Source organism: Nocardia sp. NPDC004711 (assembly GCF_053601595.1).
Genome location: NZ_JBSGCB010000093.1, coordinates 1 through 19,929, shown reverse-complemented (window position 1 = coordinate 19,929; position 19,929 = coordinate 1). Strand labels below are relative to the sequence as shown.

19 protein-coding genes and 1 pseudogene are annotated in these 19,929 nt (G+C 64.5%); 10 read left to right on the top strand and 10 right to left on the bottom strand.

Features of this window, described 5'->3' with window-relative positions; genetic code table 11:
* The 8 genes from ACWEKS_RS45785 to mftA form a co-directional block, all read right to left on the bottom strand.
* Positions 1 to 494: serine/threonine-protein kinase (locus ACWEKS_RS45785; RefSeq protein WP_452345968.1), on the bottom strand; the 494-nt coding region annotated here is incomplete at its 3' end.
* A 206-nt stretch (positions 495 to 700) separates the two neighbouring features.
* Positions 701 to 1,459, bottom strand: coding sequence for a mycofactocin biosynthesis peptidyl-dipeptidase MftE (gene mftE / locus ACWEKS_RS45780; RefSeq protein WP_452345967.1), 759 nt, complete (start codon positions 1,457 to 1,459; stop codon positions 701 to 703).
* Positions 1,456 to 2,772, bottom strand: a complete 1,317-nt coding sequence (gene mftF / locus ACWEKS_RS45775) for a mycofactocin biosynthesis glycosyltransferase MftF (protein WP_452345966.1) — start codon at positions 2,770 to 2,772, stop codon at positions 1,456 to 1,458. Before mftF ends, mftE begins: the two co-directional genes overlap by 4 nt.
* The gene (locus ACWEKS_RS45770; protein WP_452345965.1) at positions 2,769 to 3,560 is read right to left on the bottom strand and encodes a mycofactocin-coupled SDR family oxidoreductase; all 792 of its coding nucleotides are present in this window, start codon (positions 3,558 to 3,560) and stop codon (positions 2,769 to 2,771) included. The genes mftF and ACWEKS_RS45770 overlap by 4 nt, the downstream gene beginning before the upstream one ends.
* Positions 3,560 to 4,732, bottom strand: a complete 1,173-nt coding sequence (gene mftD, locus ACWEKS_RS45765; RefSeq protein WP_452345964.1) for a pre-mycofactocin synthase MftD — start codon at positions 4,730 to 4,732, stop codon at positions 3,560 to 3,562. The genes ACWEKS_RS45770 and mftD overlap by 1 nt, the downstream gene beginning before the upstream one ends.
* 26 nt (positions 4,733 to 4,758) lie before the next feature.
* A complete protein-coding gene (mftC, locus tag ACWEKS_RS45760; RefSeq protein WP_452345963.1) occupies positions 4,759 to 5,943 on the bottom strand; it encodes a mycofactocin radical SAM maturase in 1,185 nt (394 codons plus the stop codon).
* Positions 5,930 to 6,163, bottom strand: a complete 234-nt coding sequence (mftB, locus tag ACWEKS_RS45755) for a mycofactocin biosynthesis chaperone MftB (RefSeq protein ID WP_452345962.1) — start codon at positions 6,161 to 6,163, stop codon at positions 5,930 to 5,932. Before mftB ends, mftC begins: the two co-directional genes overlap by 14 nt.
* Before the next feature lie 76 nt (positions 6,164 to 6,239).
* Positions 6,240 to 6,347: a mycofactocin precursor MftA gene (gene mftA / locus ACWEKS_RS45750; RefSeq protein ID WP_452345961.1), complete on the bottom strand. Its 108-nt coding sequence runs from the start codon at positions 6,345 to 6,347 to the stop codon at positions 6,240 to 6,242.
* Between the two features lie 18 nt (positions 6,348 to 6,365).
* Here mftA and mftR point away from each other — a divergent pair, with 18 nt between their 5' ends.
* Positions 6,366 to 7,034 (top strand): mycofactocin system transcriptional regulator, encoded by a 669-nt coding sequence (mftR, locus tag ACWEKS_RS45745; RefSeq protein WP_452345960.1) that lies wholly within the window; start codon positions 6,366 to 6,368, stop codon positions 7,032 to 7,034.
* Positions 7,035 to 7,480: 446 nt separating this feature from the next.
* Here mftR and ACWEKS_RS45740 read toward each other — a convergent pair whose 3' ends face one another.
* A complete protein-coding gene (locus tag ACWEKS_RS45740; protein WP_452345959.1) occupies positions 7,481 to 8,536 on the bottom strand; it encodes a hypothetical protein in 1,056 nt (351 codons plus the stop codon).
* A gap of 50 nt (positions 8,537 to 8,586) precedes the next feature.
* Positions 8,587 to 9,552, bottom strand: a complete 966-nt coding sequence (locus tag ACWEKS_RS45735; RefSeq protein WP_452345958.1) for an alpha/beta hydrolase — start codon at positions 9,550 to 9,552, stop codon at positions 8,587 to 8,589.
* A 251-nt stretch (positions 9,553 to 9,803) separates the two neighbouring features.
* Between ACWEKS_RS45735 and ACWEKS_RS45730 the strand changes: the two genes are divergently transcribed.
* The 9 genes and pseudogenes from ACWEKS_RS45730 to ACWEKS_RS45690 all read left to right on the top strand — a co-directional run.
* Positions 9,804 to 10,985, top strand: coding sequence for a thiolase family protein (locus ACWEKS_RS45730; protein WP_452345957.1), 1,182 nt, complete (start codon positions 9,804 to 9,806; stop codon positions 10,983 to 10,985).
* A 1-nt stretch (position 10,986) separates the two neighbouring features.
* The gene (locus ACWEKS_RS45725) at positions 10,987 to 11,397 is read left to right on the top strand and encodes a Zn-ribbon domain-containing OB-fold protein (protein WP_452345956.1); all 411 of its coding nucleotides are present in this window, start codon (positions 10,987 to 10,989) and stop codon (positions 11,395 to 11,397) included.
* A gap of 10 nt (positions 11,398 to 11,407) precedes the next feature.
* Complete coding sequence (locus ACWEKS_RS45720) at positions 11,408 to 12,544, top strand: acyl-CoA dehydrogenase family protein (protein WP_452345955.1); 1,137 nt, start codon at positions 11,408 to 11,410, stop codon at positions 12,542 to 12,544.
* A complete protein-coding gene (locus ACWEKS_RS45715) occupies positions 12,541 to 13,515 on the top strand; it encodes an acyl-CoA dehydrogenase family protein (protein WP_452345954.1) in 975 nt (324 codons plus the stop codon). Before ACWEKS_RS45720 ends, ACWEKS_RS45715 begins: the two co-directional genes overlap by 4 nt.
* Before the next feature lie 58 nt (positions 13,516 to 13,573).
* Complete coding sequence (locus tag ACWEKS_RS45710) at positions 13,574 to 15,040, top strand: NAD-dependent succinate-semialdehyde dehydrogenase (protein WP_452345953.1); 1,467 nt, start codon at positions 13,574 to 13,576, stop codon at positions 15,038 to 15,040.
* A gap of 84 nt (positions 15,041 to 15,124) precedes the next feature.
* Positions 15,125 to 15,919 (top strand): enoyl-CoA hydratase/isomerase family protein, encoded by a 795-nt coding sequence (locus ACWEKS_RS45705; RefSeq protein ID WP_452345952.1) that lies wholly within the window; start codon positions 15,125 to 15,127, stop codon positions 15,917 to 15,919.
* Positions 15,920 to 15,977: 58 nt separating this feature from the next.
* Positions 15,978 to 16,730: an SDR family NAD(P)-dependent oxidoreductase gene (locus tag ACWEKS_RS45700; protein WP_452345951.1), complete on the top strand. Its 753-nt coding sequence runs from the start codon at positions 15,978 to 15,980 to the stop codon at positions 16,728 to 16,730.
* Positions 16,731 to 16,863: 133 nt separating this feature from the next.
* Positions 16,864 to 18,717, top strand: coding sequence for a flavin-containing monooxygenase (locus tag ACWEKS_RS45695; RefSeq protein WP_452345950.1), 1,854 nt, complete (start codon positions 16,864 to 16,866; stop codon positions 18,715 to 18,717).
* 709 nt (positions 18,718 to 19,426) lie between these two features.
* Positions 19,427 to 19,929, top strand: a pseudogene (locus ACWEKS_RS45690) (NAD(P)(+) transhydrogenase (Re/Si-specific) subunit alpha); the annotation flags it as partial.

Here is a 19,929-nt window from a genome sequence, read left to right as displayed (position 1 = left end):
GTCAACGCCGGCTCGCCGTAGTCGGTCAGCAGAATGTTTCCCGGCTTGATATCGCGGTGCAGAACGCCGGTGCGATGCGACGTTTCGAGCGCACCGGCGATCTTCACCCCGAGGTGCAGGACCTCCGGCAGCGGCAACGGGCCGTCGCGTTGAATGCGCGTCTGCAGCGAGCCGAACGAGTGGTACGGCATCACCAGGTAGGGGTGACCGCTGCCGGTGGTACCGACCTCCAGCATGTCGACGATGTTCGGGTGTCCGGTCAACCGCCCCATCGCTCGCTGCTCGCGCAGGAATCGCTCACGATTCTCGTCGAATTCCTCGGTCAGCACCTTCACCGCCACCGTGCGGTCCACACCGACCTGGCGACACCGGTACACCGCGCCGAACCCGCCCCGCCCGATCTCCTCCGCGTCCTCGAAACCGGCAGTTCTCAGCTCCGTGATGACATCGACGCCGACATCACGCTGGGTCTTGCAGGGATCGTTCTCGGCCATCGGTTACTCAGGATCTACCAGCGGGCACCAGCCAGAATATCCCCGTCGGCGCTCGTCCGGACCGGATGTTCGCACGCTGAACGGCACAGCGCAGTGCCGGGCGTCCCAGTTCGGCAGATCGGAACGAACCTGTGACCTGCTCTTGCGCACTGTTCCCTGCCGCTGTAATTCAAGCAGGCACGCCGATACATGTTGTGTCCTGTGCTTCACCTCGGGGCCGCAATACCGCAGTCTGACGAATTGCCGTGCAGGGATCGGGAATTCAGTGGCGGAGCGGGGGGAGCGCCGTCGGTGTTCAGTCGTCCGGCGTAGGAGAGCAGAGAGGCGGTCCATTCGTCCAGGATGCGTTCGCCGTCTCGACTGTCCGCATGCGTTGGGTCGCCGAGAACTCCGTTGGGGCTGACGGCCGCGACTCCCTGCCGTCGCAAGTAATCGATGAGTTGTCCCAGCGGTCGGATGTCGCCCGGCTCGGCGCGGTCGACGGCGACAACGTCAGGTTGTAGATACAGCATGACCGACGTTTCGGTATGCCCTGCGTGACTGTCATCGGTGGGTCCCGAAGGTGACCAGGCCAGGGCATTTCTTCCTTCGCCACGCAACGTCCGTACTGCAGCGTGCAGAGGTTCGAGGTTACCGCCGTGACCGTTGACGAATATGACGCCGGCGAAGTGATCTGCGGAGCGCACGAGTTCGACGAGCAGTAGCTCCAGGGCTTTCTGGCCGATGGACAGGGTGCCGGGAAACCCGGCGTGCTCACCACTGGATCCGTACGGAATCGCCGGGGCCACAATGATCTCAGGCCGCGCCGCGGCCAGCCGATGGCAGAGTTCGGTGGCGATGATGGTGTCGGTGCTCAGCGGCAGATGTGGCCCATGCTGTTCGGTTGCGCCCAGTGGTATCGCCAGTGCGGTGTAGTGCGCACGACCGATGAGTTCTGGCGATCGGAGGTCGTCCAGCTGTGTCACCGGGATTCCCCCGCCCTGCGGAACCGGGGCGTGAGCGGGATAAGGGTGCGATGCCGGAGGCATCCGACCCACACGCCCGATCCGTAGGCGAGATCGTCGGCGATCCGCAGCAGCCCCGAACGGCTTTCGAGGACGGATTGGGTCGCCGCAACGGCATACGCGACGGCGAGTAGTCGCCGGCCGCGCCCGCTGCACATCGCGACCGGCCACCATATGCGGCGCAGCGCGTCCGCGAGTTGCTTGATGAGCGCGAGTCGAGCGGACGCGGCTACCGTGATGGCGATGCGCAGCGGAACTTGGCGGCGATGGAGCCGCCAAGTCGTTTGTGCAGTGCTCACGATGCCCGGAAGGGCAGTTGCCACAGGGTGTTCGGCCGCAAACAGAGCAATCTGGATGCCGAAGCTGAAGGGCAGCACAGCGCCGTACATCGAACCAGGATGTCGTCGCGCGAGCGGTGCGGCCGAAGTGCCGTAGTCGAAGCGTTGACGCAGGAATCCCCTTATCGTGCCTCGGGGTTGGTGATGGACTGTGGACAGCGGTTGATAGCGGACCGAGAATCCAGCGGCCTGCAGCCGCCAGACGAGGTCGACATCTTCACCGAAGCGTAATGATTCGTCGAATCCGTTGATGGCTCGAAGCGCGCTCGTGCGGACCACAAGCGCGGCGGAGGGTACATAGCGGACACGACTGGCGGGGTGTACGAGTGCGGGTTCGGCTCCCATGTCGAGGGCCGAACGATACGCCTCGTAGTGCCCGACTGGTCCGGTGGTCAGGGCCTTCACGCGGGGGGCGACAGCCGCGACGGCCGGGTCGTTGAAGAGTGGCAGGATGCTGTCGAGCCAGTCTGTCGAGGGGAGGGTGTCGGAGTCGAGGAAGGCGACCAATGGCGTGGTGGCACAGTGCCATCCGGTGTTTCTGGCGGCGGCGGGCCCCCGGGGGTGCTCGTGCCGGAGATTCGCGTCCCGCAGCGGTGGCACCGAGCCGTCGTCGACAACGACGCGGTTCGGCATATCGCTCGTCGCGGCCAGCAGCCGGTTCAGGCCGTCGGGGTTGTCTCTTACTGGAACTACCAGTGTGGCCACGGCTTCGGCAGATGAATCGGGTTCTACCGCGGGATGGGCCATGCCGGTGTCGAGCAACCTCCGGGCCAGAGCTTGCGATGAAGGCTCGTCGCGGACCGGGGAATTGGAGAGCCAGCTGTCCAGTAGTCGCGCCCCGGTCGCACCGAGCCGTAAAAGGCGGGTCGGAGACCCGCCGAGCAGGATCCGGCCGTCGCCGAAGCGGCGCACACCCGAGTCGAGATGGATCCTCATGGCAGGAATCCCCCGTCAGCGTGGATGACACTACCTGTGACACAACCGGATTGGGCTGAGCACAGCCATGCGACGACGGCGGCGACCTCGTCCGGCTCGACGATCCGGCCGATCAACTGGTGATCGGCGAATGCGTCGACGGTGTCGAGATCGTAGAGGCGTGCGGATTCTGCCAGCAGCTCGGTTCTTGTCGAACCGGGAGAGACCGCGACGGCGGTGACTCCCGAGCCGCGCAGATCGTTGGCGAGACCTTTGACGAGCCCGACGACCGCATGTTTGGCCGCGTTGTAGCCCGCGAGCTGCCACATGCCGTGGTGCCCTGCGGCCGACGCCAGCGCGACGAATCGTCCTGTCCGGGGCTCGGATCTGCGCAGCAGTGCCGGGATGGCCGCCCGGGCCAGATTGGCGACCCCGTGTAGGCCGATGTCGAACATGGGAGCCCAGTCCGATGTGGTGGTTTCCCAGAGCGGTCGGGCGCCGCCAGTTATCACGGCCGCGGCGGCGACCGCGGCATCCAGGTGACCGAAGCGCTCCTCGGCCACCCGCACGGCATCGGCGAGAGCATTTGGTTCGCGGACGTCAGCGATTACGTCGACAACGGTTCCCTTGTGTGCCTCGGCAACCGCACGCAACTGTGCATGTGTCGCGAGCGGGTAGGGGACCGCAGGATCGTCGGTGCAGACGTCGACCGCGACGACCCGCCAGCCGGCGCTGGCGAGCCGGTACACCGTGGCAGCGCCGATCCCGCGAGCGGCGCCGGTGACGATCGCGACGGGCGCTTCAATCATCACAGGCCCCTGGTGAACCCATCGGGCATGACCACATCGTCGGGGGTCAGATCGTGGATCGAGGAATGGCCGAGGCCATAGATCGTGGCGTCGATACCTTGGCGTAGCACCTCGAGCACATTGTGCACGCCATGCTCGCCGCCGGCGGCCATACCCCACAGGTAGGGGCGTCCGATCATGACCGCTTGCGCGCCCAGCGCCACGGCCTTGACGACATCGCTGCCGCGGCGCACGCCGCCATCGAGCAGGATCTCGACCTGTCCGCCGACGGTTCTCACAATGCTCGGCAGCAGGCGTATGGCAGCGGGGGTCGAATCCAGGTTGTTGCCGCCGTGGTTGGAGACCGAGATGGCGGTCGCTCCGATGTCGACCGCCCGCTTGGCGTCATCGGGACGCGAGATGCCCTTGATGAGCAGCGGACCATCCCACTGCGACCGCAGCCACGCCAGATCTTCCCAGGTGGCGGGAGGAGTGCCCATCCATTCGCCGTAAGCGCCGAAGAACGTCGGGCCCTGCTCACCGCGCGGCACCAGATTGGGAGTGGTCAGATCCGGTAGCTTGCCGGAGCGAGCGAATCGCCACAGCCAACCAGGGCGAGTGGCGACCTGGGGTGCGAACCGCAGTGCGGTCTTGAAATCGATCCGTTCCGGAAGGGCGGGGCTGCCCCAATCGCGGGCGGTTGCGAAGATCCAGTCGAGGGTGACGATCAGGCCCTTGGCGCCGGCCGTGCGAGCGCGATCGATGCGTTGCACCATTGCGCCCTTGTCGCCCAGCCAATACACCTGGAAGAAGGTCTTGTCGTTCGCGGCGATAACCTCTTCGATCTGTTTGGAGCCGAACGAGGAGAGACCGAGGGCTGTTCCGGAGCGTGCGGCGCCACGGGCGACGCCGACCTCGCCGGCCGGGTCGACTGCCTGTACGCCGGTCGGCGAGCAGATCACTGGCATGGAGATCTGTTGCCCCAGCACAGTTGTGCTGAGGTCCCGGGTCGGGTGCAGGTCGGCGATGTGCGGCCGGAAGCCGAGTTCGGCGAATGCGGCGGTGTTGTCGTCGAGGGTGATGCCCGCTTCCGAACCCGCCAGCAGCGCCAGATAGACCGACCGGGGGACTCGCCTCTTCGCGCGTCGCTGTGCTTCGGCGACGGACTCGAACCAGTCGCGGGTGCTTGCCATATGGAATTCCTTGTCTGATAAGTGATTCAGCGAAGACCCGCCAGCGGGTTCGTGTCACAGGCGCGATCCGGTGTGGCGATTCCGGCTACCGAGGGCATGCCGAGCACAACGGGCCGTCGACCTCGGGCGGTTCGGGAGTGATCTTTGTCGGGCAGTGGTCGGACGCCGGTCATTCCGGCCAGCGCGAGTTCGGCGTTACCGCGTACGCATTCCGGATCCGGGCCATCCAGAGGGAGGCCGGTGAAGAACTTCGCTGCCATGCATCCGCCCCTGCAGGAGTCGTACGCCGAGCATTGCGTGCAAGCGCCGCCGGTCTGTGGCTCCCGCAGACGGGTGAACAATTCCGAAGTGCGCCAAACGGATTCGAAGCCGCCCGCGTCGCGGACGTTTCCTGCGAGAAATTCGTCATGGATGGCGAACGGACACGCGTAGACGTCGCCGACGGGATCGATCAGGCAGACCACCCGGCCCGCGCCACATAGATTCAATCCCGGCAAGGGCGTGGAGCCGAGCGCATTGAGGTGGAAGAAGGAGTCTCCCGTCAATACGTTCTCGCCGTTGGCAAGCAGCCAGTTGTACAGCTGCAGCTGCTGATTCGCGGTGGGGTGCAGGTCATTCCAGACAGCCGCGCCGCGCCCGGAAGGTCGCAGTCGTGTAATGCGCAGCTGTGCGCGGAATGTGTCGGCGAGGGCTTTGAACTCGTCGAGCTGGGACACATTGTGGCGGGTCATGACGACGGAGATCTTGAAGTTCTCGAACCCGGCGTCCGCGAGATTCTGCATCGCACGGTAAGCGGTGGCGAACGACCCCGGGCCGCGCACGGTGTCGTTGACGTCCGCGGTCGCTCCGTCGATGGAGATCTGTACGTCGACGTAGGTGGTGGCAGCCAGTTGCCGCGCGCGCTGCGGGGTGAGCCGGATGCCATTGGTGGAGAACTTCACTCCCACGCCATGATCGACGGAGTAGTCGAGCAGCTCCCAGAAGTCATGGCGCACAGTCGGTTCGCCGCCGCCGATGTTGATGTAGAAGACTTGCATCCGCTCGAACTCGTCGATGACGGCCTTGGCTTCAGCGGTGCTCAGCTCGCGGGGATCCCGGCGACCCGAGGATGAGAGACAATGCGTACAAGCCAAGTTGCACGCGTAGGTCAGTTCCCAGGTAAGACAGATCGGTGCATCGAGACCGTATTCGAAGTGTTCAACCAGCTTCATGGTGTTCCTGTTCGCGTTCACTCGCTGCGCGCCGCACGATGGTGCCGGATTGGTACAGACTGGCGAGGGCGGCCAGATAGCGGTCGTGCTCCGTGGTTGGGATGGCGGCCGCCGTGAGGGTGCGACGGGCGTCCGGTTGCTTGCCCAGCTCGCGCACCACGGTCACAAGGAGCGGTGTCTTCAGAAAGGAGAGCTGGCGGGTCGCGTAATCGTAGATCAACGCGCCGAATGGTTCCGGTCGTAACGACACCGACCCCGGCAGTTCGTACGGCTGGGTCGGGTCGAAGGGGTCGAGGTCAGTAGACACCGCACATGCCGTCGATCGAGACGTCCTCGACGAGGAGGTCTTCCTCGATCACGGCGTCGGTGCCGGCGGCTGCTGTCTCGAAGGTTGTGTCACTCATGGTTACTCCTGAAGGAGAGTGGATTGGGATGATCGCAAGCATAATGTCACTGAGTGGCAAATTGGAAGGGTGATGTTGGAAAGAAAATCGGCCGACGATGCTCCGCAGGTCAAACGGCCCGGGCGCCGCCGCTCGACCAATGCGGTCGAGCTGGAGAAGGCCGCCTTCGACCTATTCGAGCGCAAGGGATTCGAGTCGACCACGGTGGATGACATCGCCGCGGCGGTGGGCATCAACAGGCGAACCTTCTTCCGCTACTTCGAATCCAAGAACGATGTCGTCTGGGGAAACTTCAGCGAACAACTGCAGGTGATGCGGGACCGCTTCGCGCAATGCCCGCCGGATCAGACCGTTATGGACGCGGTTCGGACGGTCGTCGTGGACTTCAATCGCTTCGATCGCGCAGAGGTGCCCTGGCACCGCAAACGGATGGAACTCATCCTGCAAGTTCCCACGCTCCAAGCACATTCGACGCTGCGCTATCGAGAATGGCGTGCCGTGGTCGCCGAGTTCGTCGGTAGTCGGCTCGGGGTACCTTCCGCGGAGTTCCTGCCGCAATCGATCGCGTACGCCGCACTCGGCATGGCGCTTGCTTCCTACGAGCACTGGCTCGCCGCCCCCGAGGGCGATTTGCCGGAGATCCTCGACCGGGCGTTTCTCAACCTGGCAGCGGGATTCTCCTTGTGAGCCAGGACTTTTCATCAAGGTCGTCGGCGAGTCATTGTCGATCGAATTGGCAGTGGCTCGACTCCGATTGCTGTGCAAGGTGATTCGGGTGCATCTGCGGGCTCTGGCGCGCGTGCACCGCGAGTCGGGTAGTGCTGCGCGGCGTGGACGGTGCGATCACCGCCGATATCGTTGTCGCGTCTCAGCTGGTGCCGGCCGGGGACGCACGTGCGGATCGGAACTCGGTCATCTTCGTGATCTCGATGGGGCCCGACCATCCACAAGGGAGTCCGCAGGCACCTTCGCTGGTTATCTTCGTTCTTCCGTCCGAATACGATGTACTGACGAGAAACGCGTGCGCCGCGTAGCCGCATACCGGACAGGATCCGAAGTGGTTGAGGACCTCCTTTCTTTGTTGATCCACGATCGTTGATGGCTGGGGCGGGGAGCCATGTGGCTGTAATTGTCTAACCATGTTGTCCTTGCGAGTGGCGTGTGACTACTTTGCTGAAGGCCGGTACTGTGTCGTCACTGGCCACGTGTGACTGTGCAACCGGCCTATCGGCAAGGCGCAGAAGGATCGCAGCGGCTATGTACCGCATGCGTCCGGCGGTACTGCGAGGGTTGTATCCGAGTTCGCGGGTCAGTGCCTCGTGGCGAGCCTGCACGGTGGAGTGGTGCATGGCAAGCTCTGCCGCGGCCCCTCGAATGCTGTCGGCGTCGACGAGCGCCCGGAGGACTTCGGCCGATCGGGGGTCGAGCCGGGCGAGCGCGAGGACGTCGGCGTGCGGCGATTCCGGTTCGTAGGTGCGTGCAACCAGGAGCATGGCACCGAGGTCCGTCGCGTCGACGACGGGTACGGAGGGGTCGGTGAGTCGCAACGCGATGACCGCGGCATCCCACGACTCTGGAGCGTGATCGGCTCGGACCCATGTCCCGAGCCCTGCCGTGCCGACCGGGAGCTCTCGACCCGTCAGGTCCAGGGCTGCGCGCAGCATGCCGTACCGCGTCGGTACGACGGTCGACCGCCCGGGCATGGGCGTTTCGCGCGCACTGGTCGCGATGAGCCTGATCCGTGTGTTCGAATCGATCCGCAGCTTGGCCAGCGCGGCGATGCGTTCGTCGTTCGTGCGCGCGCCGTCGATGACGATGTCCAGGCCGGTGCTGGTGTTGAGCCGGGCGTCGAGCACCTCGACCGCGAGTGCGAGGCGCTCGACGATCATCTCGTCGTTGGTCCTTATCGGTCCTTCCCGCTCGAGCCACACAGACGTGCTCGAACCATCACGTTCCGGAAACCGGACGGCGTCGGTGTCATTGCCGAGGCGGCGTCCGGTGGGATCGCAACGGGTGATCCCACCGCGCCGCTGTGCTCCCGCGACGGCACCCGACAGCACCGCTGCCCCCCGCAGGAGCCCGTCGAGCCCTACCCCGCCGGCGACCAGCGCATCGAAGTAGGCGACGACCTTGAGCGTCTCGCACGCTTCCGGATCGAGGGCTGTGAGCCGTCCAACGAGTTCCTGCATGTGATCTCCCGGGGTAGGTCAGCCGGATGCTGACTGGGGTCTCGGTCCGGTTATGCGCCGAGGAGCCGCGCGACCCAGGCGTTGCGCGCCGCGGCCGCGGTTTGGGCGAGCGCGCTGTGCGGTGCCATCATGTCGAATCCGTGGAATCCGCCGGGGTACACCTGCAGCTCGGTCTGCACACCGGCATGCCACAGGGCTGTCGCGTAGGCGACGTCCTCATCGCGGAACACTTCGGCCGAGCCGCAATCGATGAATGCCGAGGGTAGCCCGGACAGATCGGTGGCGCGCGCGGGTGCGGCGTAGATCGAGACGTCGTCGGTGCCGCGACGTTCGCCGAGGAGGGCGTTCCAACCGGTGAGGTTGCTCGTGCGGTCCCAGAGCCCTCCTTCGCTGAACTGTGTGGTCGAGTAGGTCTGGTCGCGGTCGTCGAGCATCGGACAGGCCAGTACCTGGCCTTTCAAATGTGGGCCCTTACGGTCGCGGGCGAGTAATGCGGTCCCGGCGGCGAGTCCACCGCCCGCGCTGGCGCCTGTGATGATGATCTGGTCGGGGTCGATACCGAGCTCGGCGGCGTTCTCGGCCGTCCAGACGAGCCCTGCGTAGCAATCCTCGACCGGGTATGGGTCGGGGAACTCCGGGGCGAGGCGGTACTCGACAGTGACCGCGACGGCGTCGTGCGCAACGATCCAGGGCAGGATCTGGGCGACGCCGACCATGCGCTGGCCGAGAATCATGCCGCCGCCGTGGATGTGGTAGATGCCGGGGCCGACGCCCGTGTGGTCGTCTCGGGCGATCACCGAGGCGATCAGCTCGGCGCCCTCGTGCCCCTGGATCTTGACGTCGCGGCGCGAAACGCCCACTGCCGTGAGCGGATCGTCCGACACATCAACGGGCTGCGGCGCGTCCCGCATGACCGGAATCAACTCGGGTGTGATGGTCGGAATCTGGTCGCCGAGGACGGCCAGCCAAGCCGCGAGTTCTGGATCGAACGGCGGGCGGGGGAGGGTGCTGGACATGTGACTCCTTTGTCGTTTCGTAGCGGTCTGTCCTCGCGACAGCGTCACGATCGTCACCCGGCGTTGTGGTCGGTAGAACCGCCGTGCGTGGCGGATTTCGCGCGACATGTGCGCCGTTTGTGTGGTGGCGGCGGTGCAACTGCGTACGTGAGCTGTACAGCGGATGCGGTCGTGAGCACCTTGCGAGCCATTCGATAATAGGCTAAACATCTTAAGGATAACACTGCTAAACCGAGGAAGGGTGGTCCTGGATGCCCCTGCGTGAGGTCGCCATTTCCGGCGTCTATCAGACAGCTCAGGGAGACATGAGCGATCGAAGTCAGGCGGATGTGTGGTGGGAGTGCGCGCGAGGTGCGCTCGATGATGCGGGTCTCGAGGTCGGCGATATCGACGGACTGGTTGGCGAGCCGCCGAACGGTGCCGGGATTCGGGCAGGGCTTCCTGGTGCCGCTCTGGGATACGACCTCCTCGCAAAGCCGCTCAGGTTTCACGCGACGAGCACAATCGGTGCCGCCGCATCGGCCGCCGGGTTGAATCTCGCCGTGTACGCAGTGGCTTCCGGGCGCGCCGATTGCGTCGTGATCGTGAACGCGGTGGCCGGTCCAGCGGAGGGATACCTCAGCGCGAACCGGGACTCGGCGGTGGCCGCGATGGGCAAACTCAGCGGGCCCTACGAATACGTCTACGGCACGACCCGGGTCTCCGACTACGCCGTGTTCGCCATGCGCCACATGCACGAATTCGGCACCACGCCAGAGCAATTGGCGGAAGTCGCGGTAGCGCAGCGGGCGGGCGCCATACTGCATCCGTTGTCTGTCAACGGGCGGCGTGGTCCGATCACCGTCGACGACGTGCTCGGGTCACGCATGATCGCCGATCCGCTCCACCTGCTCGACTGCTGCGCCATCAACCAGGGAGGCGGAGCAATCGTCGTGACGACGGCCGAAGATGCGCGCAGCAAGGGGCGGCCCGTGGTCTCTCTCCTCGGGTACGGCGAAGGACACAGCCACATCGACCCGAATTCGCTGCCGAGCCTGGCCGAGTTCCCCTCTAGCCGGCTCGCCGCGGACCAGGCGTTCGCCGAGGCGGGCATCTCACGAGACGACGTGGACGTCACCGGCATCGGCGACCACTTCACGATCAACGTCATCCTCGGGCTGGAAGGAGCGGGATTCTGCAAGCCGGGCGAAGGAGGCTCGTTCGTGGAGAGCGGCGCGCTTCGGTTGTCCGGTTCGCTGCCGACCAACACCGCCGGCGGATTCTTGTCGTTCAGCCATGCGGGGAGATGCGGTCTGTTCACGCTGATCGAGGTCGTGGAGCAGCTGCGCGGAACGGCAGGTCTGCGGCAGGTTCAGGGCGCTCAGTACGGCTTCGTGAACGGAGTCGGTGGCGCGATGCAGAACAATTTCGCCGCGATCCTGGGAAGGAACTGACATGCAGCAGTACGCCAAGTTTCTGCCGGAGGGCGTTCCGGCATGGCACATGCCCTACTGGCAGTCACTCGCGCGCCATGACGTCCACGTTCAGGTGTGTGAGAAGTGCGGGACGTATCGCTATGTCCCCAAAGAGATCTGTCCACAGTGCCATGCCGCCGACTACTCGTGGAAACCGATCGCCGGGACGGGCGAGATCTACACGTACACCGTGGTGAGACGGGGGCCCACAAAGGCATTTCAGGAAGACGCGCCCTATGTGATCGTCCATGTCGCCCTCGACGAGGGGTTCCGCATGATCGGAACCCTACGAAACGTCGACCCTGACTCAGTCCGGATCGGTGACCGCGTCAGGGTCGATTACCTCGACGCGACTGCGGAGTGGACCCTTCTGACCTTCGTGCGGCTCTGAGAGGGCAGGAATGGAACTGGTTATCGATCAAGCGCTCGTCGAGTTCCGCGACGAGGCCCGCACCTGGCTGGCGGAAAATGTCCCGCGCGAGCCGAGGCCACATACAGCGGGCCCCGAGATTCGCGATTTCGACATTGCCTGGCAGCGCCGCATGCATGACGGCGGCTGGGCCGGCATCGACTGGCCGACCGAGTACGGCGGCCGCGGACTTTCCCTTATGCAGCAGGTCATCTGGTACGAGGAAGCTGTTCGGGCCCGCGTTCCGGACGACAGCATCTTCGGTATCGCCTTCGCACACGCGGGACCCACGCTGATGCTACGCGGCACCGACGAGCACAAGCGCTTCCATCTACCCCGGATGCTGCGTGGGGAATCGGCGTGGTGCCAGGGCTTCTCCGAGCCCGATGCCGGCTCGGACCTGGCTTCCCTCCGGTGCCGGGCGGTCGTGGACGGCGACGATTTGGTGATCTCAGGACAGAAGATCTGGACCAGCTACGGTCAGTATTGCGACTACGGCGAGCTGCTCGTGCGCACCGACCCCGATGCGCCGAAACACAAGGGCATCACCTGGGTGATCATGGATATGAGCCTGCCGGGTGTCGATATCCGTCCGATCACTTCGATTGATGGCTTCCCACACAACTGCGAAGTCTTCTACAACGAGGTACGTGTGCCGCTGGCCAACGTCGTGGGCGGACTCAACGACGGCTGGAACGTCGCGATGTCCACCCTTGCCGCTGAGCGTGGCCCCGGCTTCCTCGACCGCCGGTTGGCCCTGATCAGGACTGTGGATGACCTCATCGAGGTGGCTCGGGACAAGGGCCTGCTCGCCGACAGCGAGGTTTACCGACGCCTGGCGGAGGCTCGCGCGGTCGCCGCCGCGATCCGGACCATGGCGTACTTCCAGATGTCTTCCGCCGCCGAGGGGGCTCGGCCCGGGCCGGAGACGACAGCGATCCGCACCTTCCTGGTGGAGTCGAGGGTCGAGGTCGCGCGCCTGGCCATGGACATCCTCGGCCCCGCCGCGTTGGTGAACGGAAGGTGGAGCAGCCACTGGCTGGAGGAGTTCGCCAGTCCGATCGCTGGTGGCACGAAGGACATCCAGAAGAACATCATCGGAGAACGAGTGCTGGGACTGCCGCGATGAACCTCCTCCCTTCCGAAGATCAAATCGGCATAGCCGAGGTGGCGCACCAGTTCCTGGCCGCGGAGATCCCTCTCAGCCGGGTGCGAGAGATGCACGCCCTGCCAGGAGCCGTCGGGCATGACCTGTGGTCGAAGTGTGCTGACCTGGGATGGCTCGGCCTGGCAGTACCGGAGGAGGCCGGCGGCATCGGGCTCGGTCTGCCCGAGGAAGCGATGCTCGCCCGTGAGCTCGGACGAGCGCTCACGCCGGGCCCCTTCGTCGCTACAGCGCTGAGTGCATTCGTCGCCGCGGCCGCCGGCGATGTCGACCTCGCCGGAAACCTGATGTCAGGTGCCGTGCAAGCAGGCTTGGCCATCAGCGCCGATTGTGCGCTCGATGCCGCAACGGGTGGCCTCGTCGCCTGTATCGGCAGGGAGCGCACCGAACTGCGCCCTGTCGTCGGCATCCAGCCGCTGCAATGCCTTGATCCCGGCGTACGCGTACAGGCGGTTGATCTGGGCAATGCTGTTGTGACACTCGATGATTCATTTATTCTCGGCCGCCTTCTCGTGGCGCTGTCGGCGCAACTGCTCGGCATCATCGAGGCAGTTCGGGACATGTCCGCGAGCTATGCGAGAAGCCGTGAGCAGTTCGGGCGACCGATTGGTGTGCATCAGGCCGTCAAACATCGGTGTGCCGACATGTCGGTCGGTGCGTATGCCGTTCAGGCGCAGGTCAACGCCGCGGCAGTCATGGTGGAAGCGCGCCACCCGGATGGCCCGTTCCACGCGGCGGCAGCGCATCGGCTCGCGGTGTCACGTGCCAAGCGGGCAACAGCGGACAACATCCAGAACCTCGGGGGGATCGGCTTCACCTGGGAGCACGATGCCCACCTGTTCCTCAAGCGCGTCGAGGTGCTCGACCATGCGGCAGGGCCTCGCCAGGACACGCTCGATCTCCTGATGGCACCGCCACGATACGAGTTCCGTTGACCCCCTCACCGGTCTCACGCCGGTTTTCTCCGACCATCCTGACCTGAAAGGGATCGCCATGAGCGCCACTACCACCACGCCGGTCACGTCCCTGTTCATCGACGGCACATGGCGTGCCGCCCGAACAGGTGCGACATTCGACGTCACCGACCCCGCGACCGGGGCGGTGATCGGGGCAGCCTCCAACGGCACCAGGGCCGACGTGGCCGAGGCGGTGGCGAGTGCGGCGGTCGCGTTCGATGCCTGGGCCGGTACGACCGCGTACCAGCGGTCACGCTTCCTGTACGACGCGCACCGGATCATGCTCGAACGTGCGGAAGAACTCGCGAAACTGATGACGCTCGAACAGGGCAAGCCCTTGAAGGCTGCCCGCACCGAGGTGCAGTACGCCGCCGATTTCCTGATCTGGTTCGCGGAAGAGGCGAAGCGTCTCTACGGTCAGACCATTCCCTCCGCGCGCGCCGATCAACGCTTTCTGGTCATGCACCAACCGATCGGCGTCGTCGGTGCGGTCACCCCGTGGAACTATCCCATCTCGATGATCACGCGCAAGGTCGGGCCCGCTCTGGCGGCGGGGTGCACGATCGTACTGAAACCGGCCGCGCAGACCCCACTGTGCGCGGTGGAGACCTTCCGGGTCTTCGAAGAAGCCGGGCTCCCCGCCGGTGTCGCCAACCTTGTCACGACCCGGGACGCGGCGCAGGTCGGTGAGGAGTTCCTGACGAACCGGGCGGTGGGCAAATTGACCTTCACCGGATCGACAGAGGTCGGCAAGCGGTTGGCCCGTGGCGCCGCTGATCAGCTCAAGCGCGTATCGCTCGAGTTGGGCGGCCACGCACCGTTCATCGTGTTCGAGGACGCCGACCCTGTACACGCTGCCAAAGGTGCGGCGCTGGTGAAGGTGCTCAACACCGGCCAGGCATGCATCGTGCCGAACCGGATCTTCGTTCACCGATCCATCGCGGACGATTTCCTGGAGGCGCTCGTCGAACGGATGCAGCGAATGCGTGCCGGTGCCGGCAGCACCGAGGGCGTGAGCGTCGGCCCGCTGATCGACGGCAAAGCCCTGCAACGGATGGAGCATCAGGTGAGTGATGCGGTTGCCAAGGGCGCGACTGTCTTGACCGGCGGGGAGCGCCTGCGCGGAGCCGAGTTCGACGATGGTTTCTTCTTTGCCCCGACGGTACTGACCGACGTGACGCCCGAGATGACCATCTACCGCGAGGAGACGTTCGGTCCGATCGCCCCGGTCATCGTCTTCGACTCCGAGGAGGAGGCCGTGCGGATGGCGAACGACACCACCTATGGGTTGGCGTCCTACGTCTACACGCGCGATATCAGCCGTGCCTGGCGGGTCGCCGAACAACTTCGCTACGGGATGGTCGGCATCAACGACATCAACCCGACTTCCGCGGCCGCCCCGTTCGGCGGAGTCAAGGAGAGCGGTATCGGCAGGGAAGGGGCGCAGCAGGGCCTGCTCGAATACGTCGATACCAAGCTCGTCGGTATCAGCGTGAGCTCATGACCGGCATCGTGGGTGCCGCCGAGAAGGAGCAGACGTGGATATTCACTCGCATCGAAACCGACACAACGAAACCTGGAGGCGACGATGTCAGATCTGATCGTTGACCGGCACGGTGGCACAACCGTGATGACCATCAATCGCCCCGACAGCATGAACGCACTGGACCGCACCACCATGTCGGACCTCGAGCAGGCGGTGCGTGAGCTGAATGCGGACAGCAGCCAGACGGTCGGGATCATCACGGGGACAGGAGAAACAGCGTTCTCGGCTGGCGCGGACTTGAAGGAGATGGCCAGGAATGCGTCGGAAGGCGGCCGGCTGCCCATTTCGCGAGCGCCCGACTTTGCCGGTGTCGCGGCGAGTGAGAAGCCCATCATCGCCGCAGTCAACGGCGCAGCCATCGCGGGCGGTCTGGAACTGGCGATCAGCTGCGACATCCGCATCAGCTCCACGAAGGCGTGGTTCGGAGTGTTCGAGGTCAAACGAGGGATTTTGGCTGGAGTCGCCGTGAACGTTCTGCCGCGTCTCATGCCGATCGGTGCGGTCATGGATCTCATGTTGACCGGCGACCGACTCGGCGCGGACGACGCCTTCCGACTCGGGCTGGTGCAGGCCGTCGTCGAGCCGGAGGAGTTGATGGACCGCGCGCTACAGAAGGCGACCATGATCGCTGCCAATTCCGGGCCCGCGGTATGGGCGACCAAGGCCGTCCTGAAGTACTGGCGTGACCTCCAGTTGGCGGAGCAGCACCGCTACTACGAGGCCATCATGCATCGGGTCCTCCTCTCCGGTGAGTTTCTGGAGGGGCCACGCGCATTCGCCGAAAAGCGTGAGCCGAACTTCAGCAACGCCTGGCCCGATCCGTTCGCCGCCCGCTGAAATCCTTTGCTGCAGCAGGTGATCGGAACTTTCCTGCGAACGACCCCCGGAGGGATACATGATGTCGGACCCGCCCACCAGCGTGACGATTGTGACCGGCGCTGTCGGCACGATTGGCGCCGCAGTCGCATCGGTCATGGCCGGCCCCAGCGCAACGTTGGTTCTGGTCGATCGGGACGAAGCCGGCCTGTCGACTCTGTGCGAGACCCTTGCACCTCGGGCCCTCCGGGTCGTCCCGGTCCTCGCCGACGTGTCTTGCGAGGCTGACGTCGAGCGCTATGTCGAAATTGCGCGATCGCAGGGAACGATCATCGGCTTCTTCAACAATGCCGGGGTCGAAGGTTGGATCGGGCCGATTACCGACTACCCGGTGGACGCGCTGGACGCGGTTCTGTCCGTCAACGTGAAGGGTGTCTTTCTCGGACTCAAGCACGTGATGCGGCATATTGCGGCAGGTGGGGCAATCGTGAACACGGCGAGCGTCGGTGGTCTTCGCGGGGCTGCCAACCAGAGCGCATACGTGGCATCCAAGCACGCTGTCGTCGGCTTGACGCGGGCAGCGGCGCTCGAGATGGCGAACACGCGCGTGCGTGTGAACGCCGTCTGCCCGACCGGTGTCGAAGGCCGGATGATCGAAGCTATCCAATCGGCGTTGAACGTCGATTCGTCGACGGATTTCACCGCGCGGGTGCCGATGAGCCGGCTGGCCCGGCCGGAGGAGGTTGCGTCGACGGTGCGGTTCCTGCTCTCACCGGAGAGCAGCTTCATCACAGGCGAGACGATCCTCGTCGACGGCGGTCGATGCGCATGAACTGCGTGGGAATTCCCCGCGATTGTCCCTGACCACGGATTGAAAGTTGTTACGGGAGCGGGTATTTGGCTCTTGAAGCCATGAGGCGTCACGACCGTCCCGGGGTGACTATCGATCGAGCAGAAGAGAAAACATGACGTACAACAAGCTGGTCGGCGAGATCGACTTCGATCCGCAGTGGCTGCGGAAGAAGTATCGAGCCGAACGTGACCGCCGGATCCGACCCGAAGGAAAACGACAGTTCACCGGAGCGTCGGGAAAGTTCGCACAGTTCGCCCGCGACCCATGGACTCCATCGATCGAGCGGGCACCTCTCTCGGAACACTCCGCGGTGATCATCGCCGGCGGTGGCTTCGGCGGTCTCCTGATGGGCGCTCGGCTTCACGAGGCCGGGATCCGTGACATCCGCGTGATCGAGATCGGCGGCGACTTTGGTGGGACCTGGTACTGGAACCGCTACCCGGGCGCGATGTGCGATATCGAGGCACACACATATCTCCCGCTGCTGGAGGAGCTGGGCTGGATTCCTCGTCACCGGTACGCCCATGCCGCCGAGATGTTCGAGCTCAGCCAGAAGATTGGTTCGACGTATGGCTTGTACGACCGTGCGTGCTTCCAGACCTCTGTGACCGCCGCTCAGTGGAATGAGCAATCGAGCCGGTGGACCATCGAGACCGACCGTGGTGATCGACTCACTACCGACTACTTCGTAATCGCCTGCGGCCGACAGAGCCTTCCGCGGTTCCCAGCTCTCCCCGGCATCGACGACTACGAGGGACATATTTTCCACACGAGCCGGTGGGACTACGGCTACACGGGCGGAAGCGCCGACGGACAGCTGGCCAATCTGGCGGACAAGAGGATTGGCATCGTCGGCACCGGTGCGACCGCATTGCAGGTCGTGCCGGCTGTCGCGCCGTACGCCCAAGAGTTGCTGGTGTTCCAACGGACACCTTCCACCGTCGGATTCCGCGGCCAGCGTGAAACAGGGCCTGATTGGGTCGACCGTTCGCGCCCGGGCTGGCAGCGCAAGCGTCGCGACAACTTTCAGGCACATGTCCAATACGGCACCACCTCTGGACATATCGCTCCGAGCGTCGACCTGATAGCGGACGGGTGGACCTCCTCTTTTGCCCTTCTGGCAGAGCCTGAGGAGACGACGGTCGCTCGGCTCGGGCGAAAGCCCACACCGGAGGAACTCGAGCTGATCTCGGAGATCAACGACTTCCGCCTGATGAATCAGGTTCGTGAGCGCGTACGCACAACGGTGAAGGATCCGGTCACCGCTGCTGCGCTCGAGCCGTGGTACCGCTGGTGGTGCAAGCGGCCCGGCTGGCACGACGACTATCTCGAGGCATTCAATCGCGAAAATGTCACGCTGGTCGACACCAACGGGCATGGGATCGAGAGGTTTACACGGACAGGCGTTGTCACAGACGGGAAGAAGTACGGGGTCGACTGCCTCGTCATGGCCACGGGATTCGAGTCGAGCGTCGCCTACACGCATTTGACCGGATTCGAACTGCAAGGGCGGGACGGGATCTCGCTGACCCAGCACTGGGCCGCTGGCGTGCGCACCTTGCACGGCATAACGACGGACAACTTTCCTAGCCTGTTCTTCATGGGTGGCAACCCCCAGACGGCCGCCGCCATCAACGCCGTGCACATGCTGGACGAGCAGGCACAGTACATTGCTCGCGCCATTGCATGTGCGATACGCGAGGGGGACGCCGTACTGGAAGCGCAGCCCGACGCCGTCGACCTATGGGTCAAGGAGATAGTCGAGTCTCCCCGGCTGCAGACTCAGCTGGAGTTCTATCTCGAGTGCACGCCCGGCTACTTCAACGCCGAAGGCGCCGCCAGAAGTAGCGCTGACCTGTTCACTGGAATGCGCTATCCCGCAGGCGCTCTCGCCTACTTCAAACTCCTTCGCAACTGGACCTTCGGGGATCCGCAGTCGGGATATCGCTTCATACCACAAACGTAGGGGGCGGCCGGTCTCACAGATAGTGACCTGCGTCAGGGCCTAGATAGTCGAGGCCCTTGGGCACCCGATTCGAACCGCACGGTAATCGGCCAACTGGTGTGTCGCGCCTGAAATCCGTTGAAGACATTTAGCGAGTGATTCGAGGATCTCCTCCGCGGTCTTTCGCCAGACGAATGGTTTCGGGTCGGAGTTCCAATGCTCGATCCAGGTCGTGATGTCTTTGTCCAGTGCCGCAACGCTTTTGTGGACTCCGCGGCGCAGGAGTTGGTCGGTGAGGAAGGCGAACCAGCGTTCGGCGGGTAGCGAGGGCGTGTTGCCACGCCCTCGCCCCCTAAGAACCGGCCGTGCCCGCTTTCCAGGCAACCGGACACCGAGATGCAGGTTATTGCGGGTCCTGGGCGCACCAGGTCCTGAGAGATTTCGGGGGAGTGGCTGGACCGCGCTTGCATTAGAAGCTCGCCGTAACCAAGCGCGGTCCGGTGCTCGACGTGCCAGATTGGATTTGGGCATGCTCTTGCTTCGGCAAGCACTGCTCAGTGTGTTCGTTGGTGAGAGTGGCTACGTTCCTTTTGGCTGGGTCTGTCAATTCATCCAGGAAGGACAGCGGCGTCGCTGCCAACGTGTGCGACCTCGCATACGCCGTCGATCCTAAGGTCCGCGATGAACGTCCGCTGGGGTGTCGCACGAGTTAAGGAACGAATTAGTGAAGATAGATGACAGGCTGGGCACAAAGATTCGCGTCGGAGTTGTTCGGGAGGCAGACCCGGACGAACGACGCGTGGCGCTGGTGCCGAAGATCATTCCGTCTCTGACCGTGCAAGGTGTCGAGGTAGTCGTGGAGTCCGGTGCTGGTTTGCGTGCGCTCATCCCAGACCAACTCTATGTGGACGCCGGCGCTGTCATCGGTAATCCGTGGACAGCGGACGTGATTGTCAAGGTGGCTCCGCCCAACGATGCGGAGATCGAGAAGATGTATGCGGGGCAAACCCTGATCGGCTTCTTGGCGCCGCGCGCCGCCGACAACAAGATCGGCACTCTGCGCTCTGCGCTCGTGCAGGCCTTTGCGGTGGAAGCCATTCCGCGTATCTCCCGCGCCCAGGTGATGGACGCACTGTCGTCGCAGGCGAATGTCGCCGGCTACAAGGCCGTGCTGCTGGCCGCGTCGGAGTCCACCCGCTTCTTTCCCATGCTGACCACCGCCGCGGGCACCGT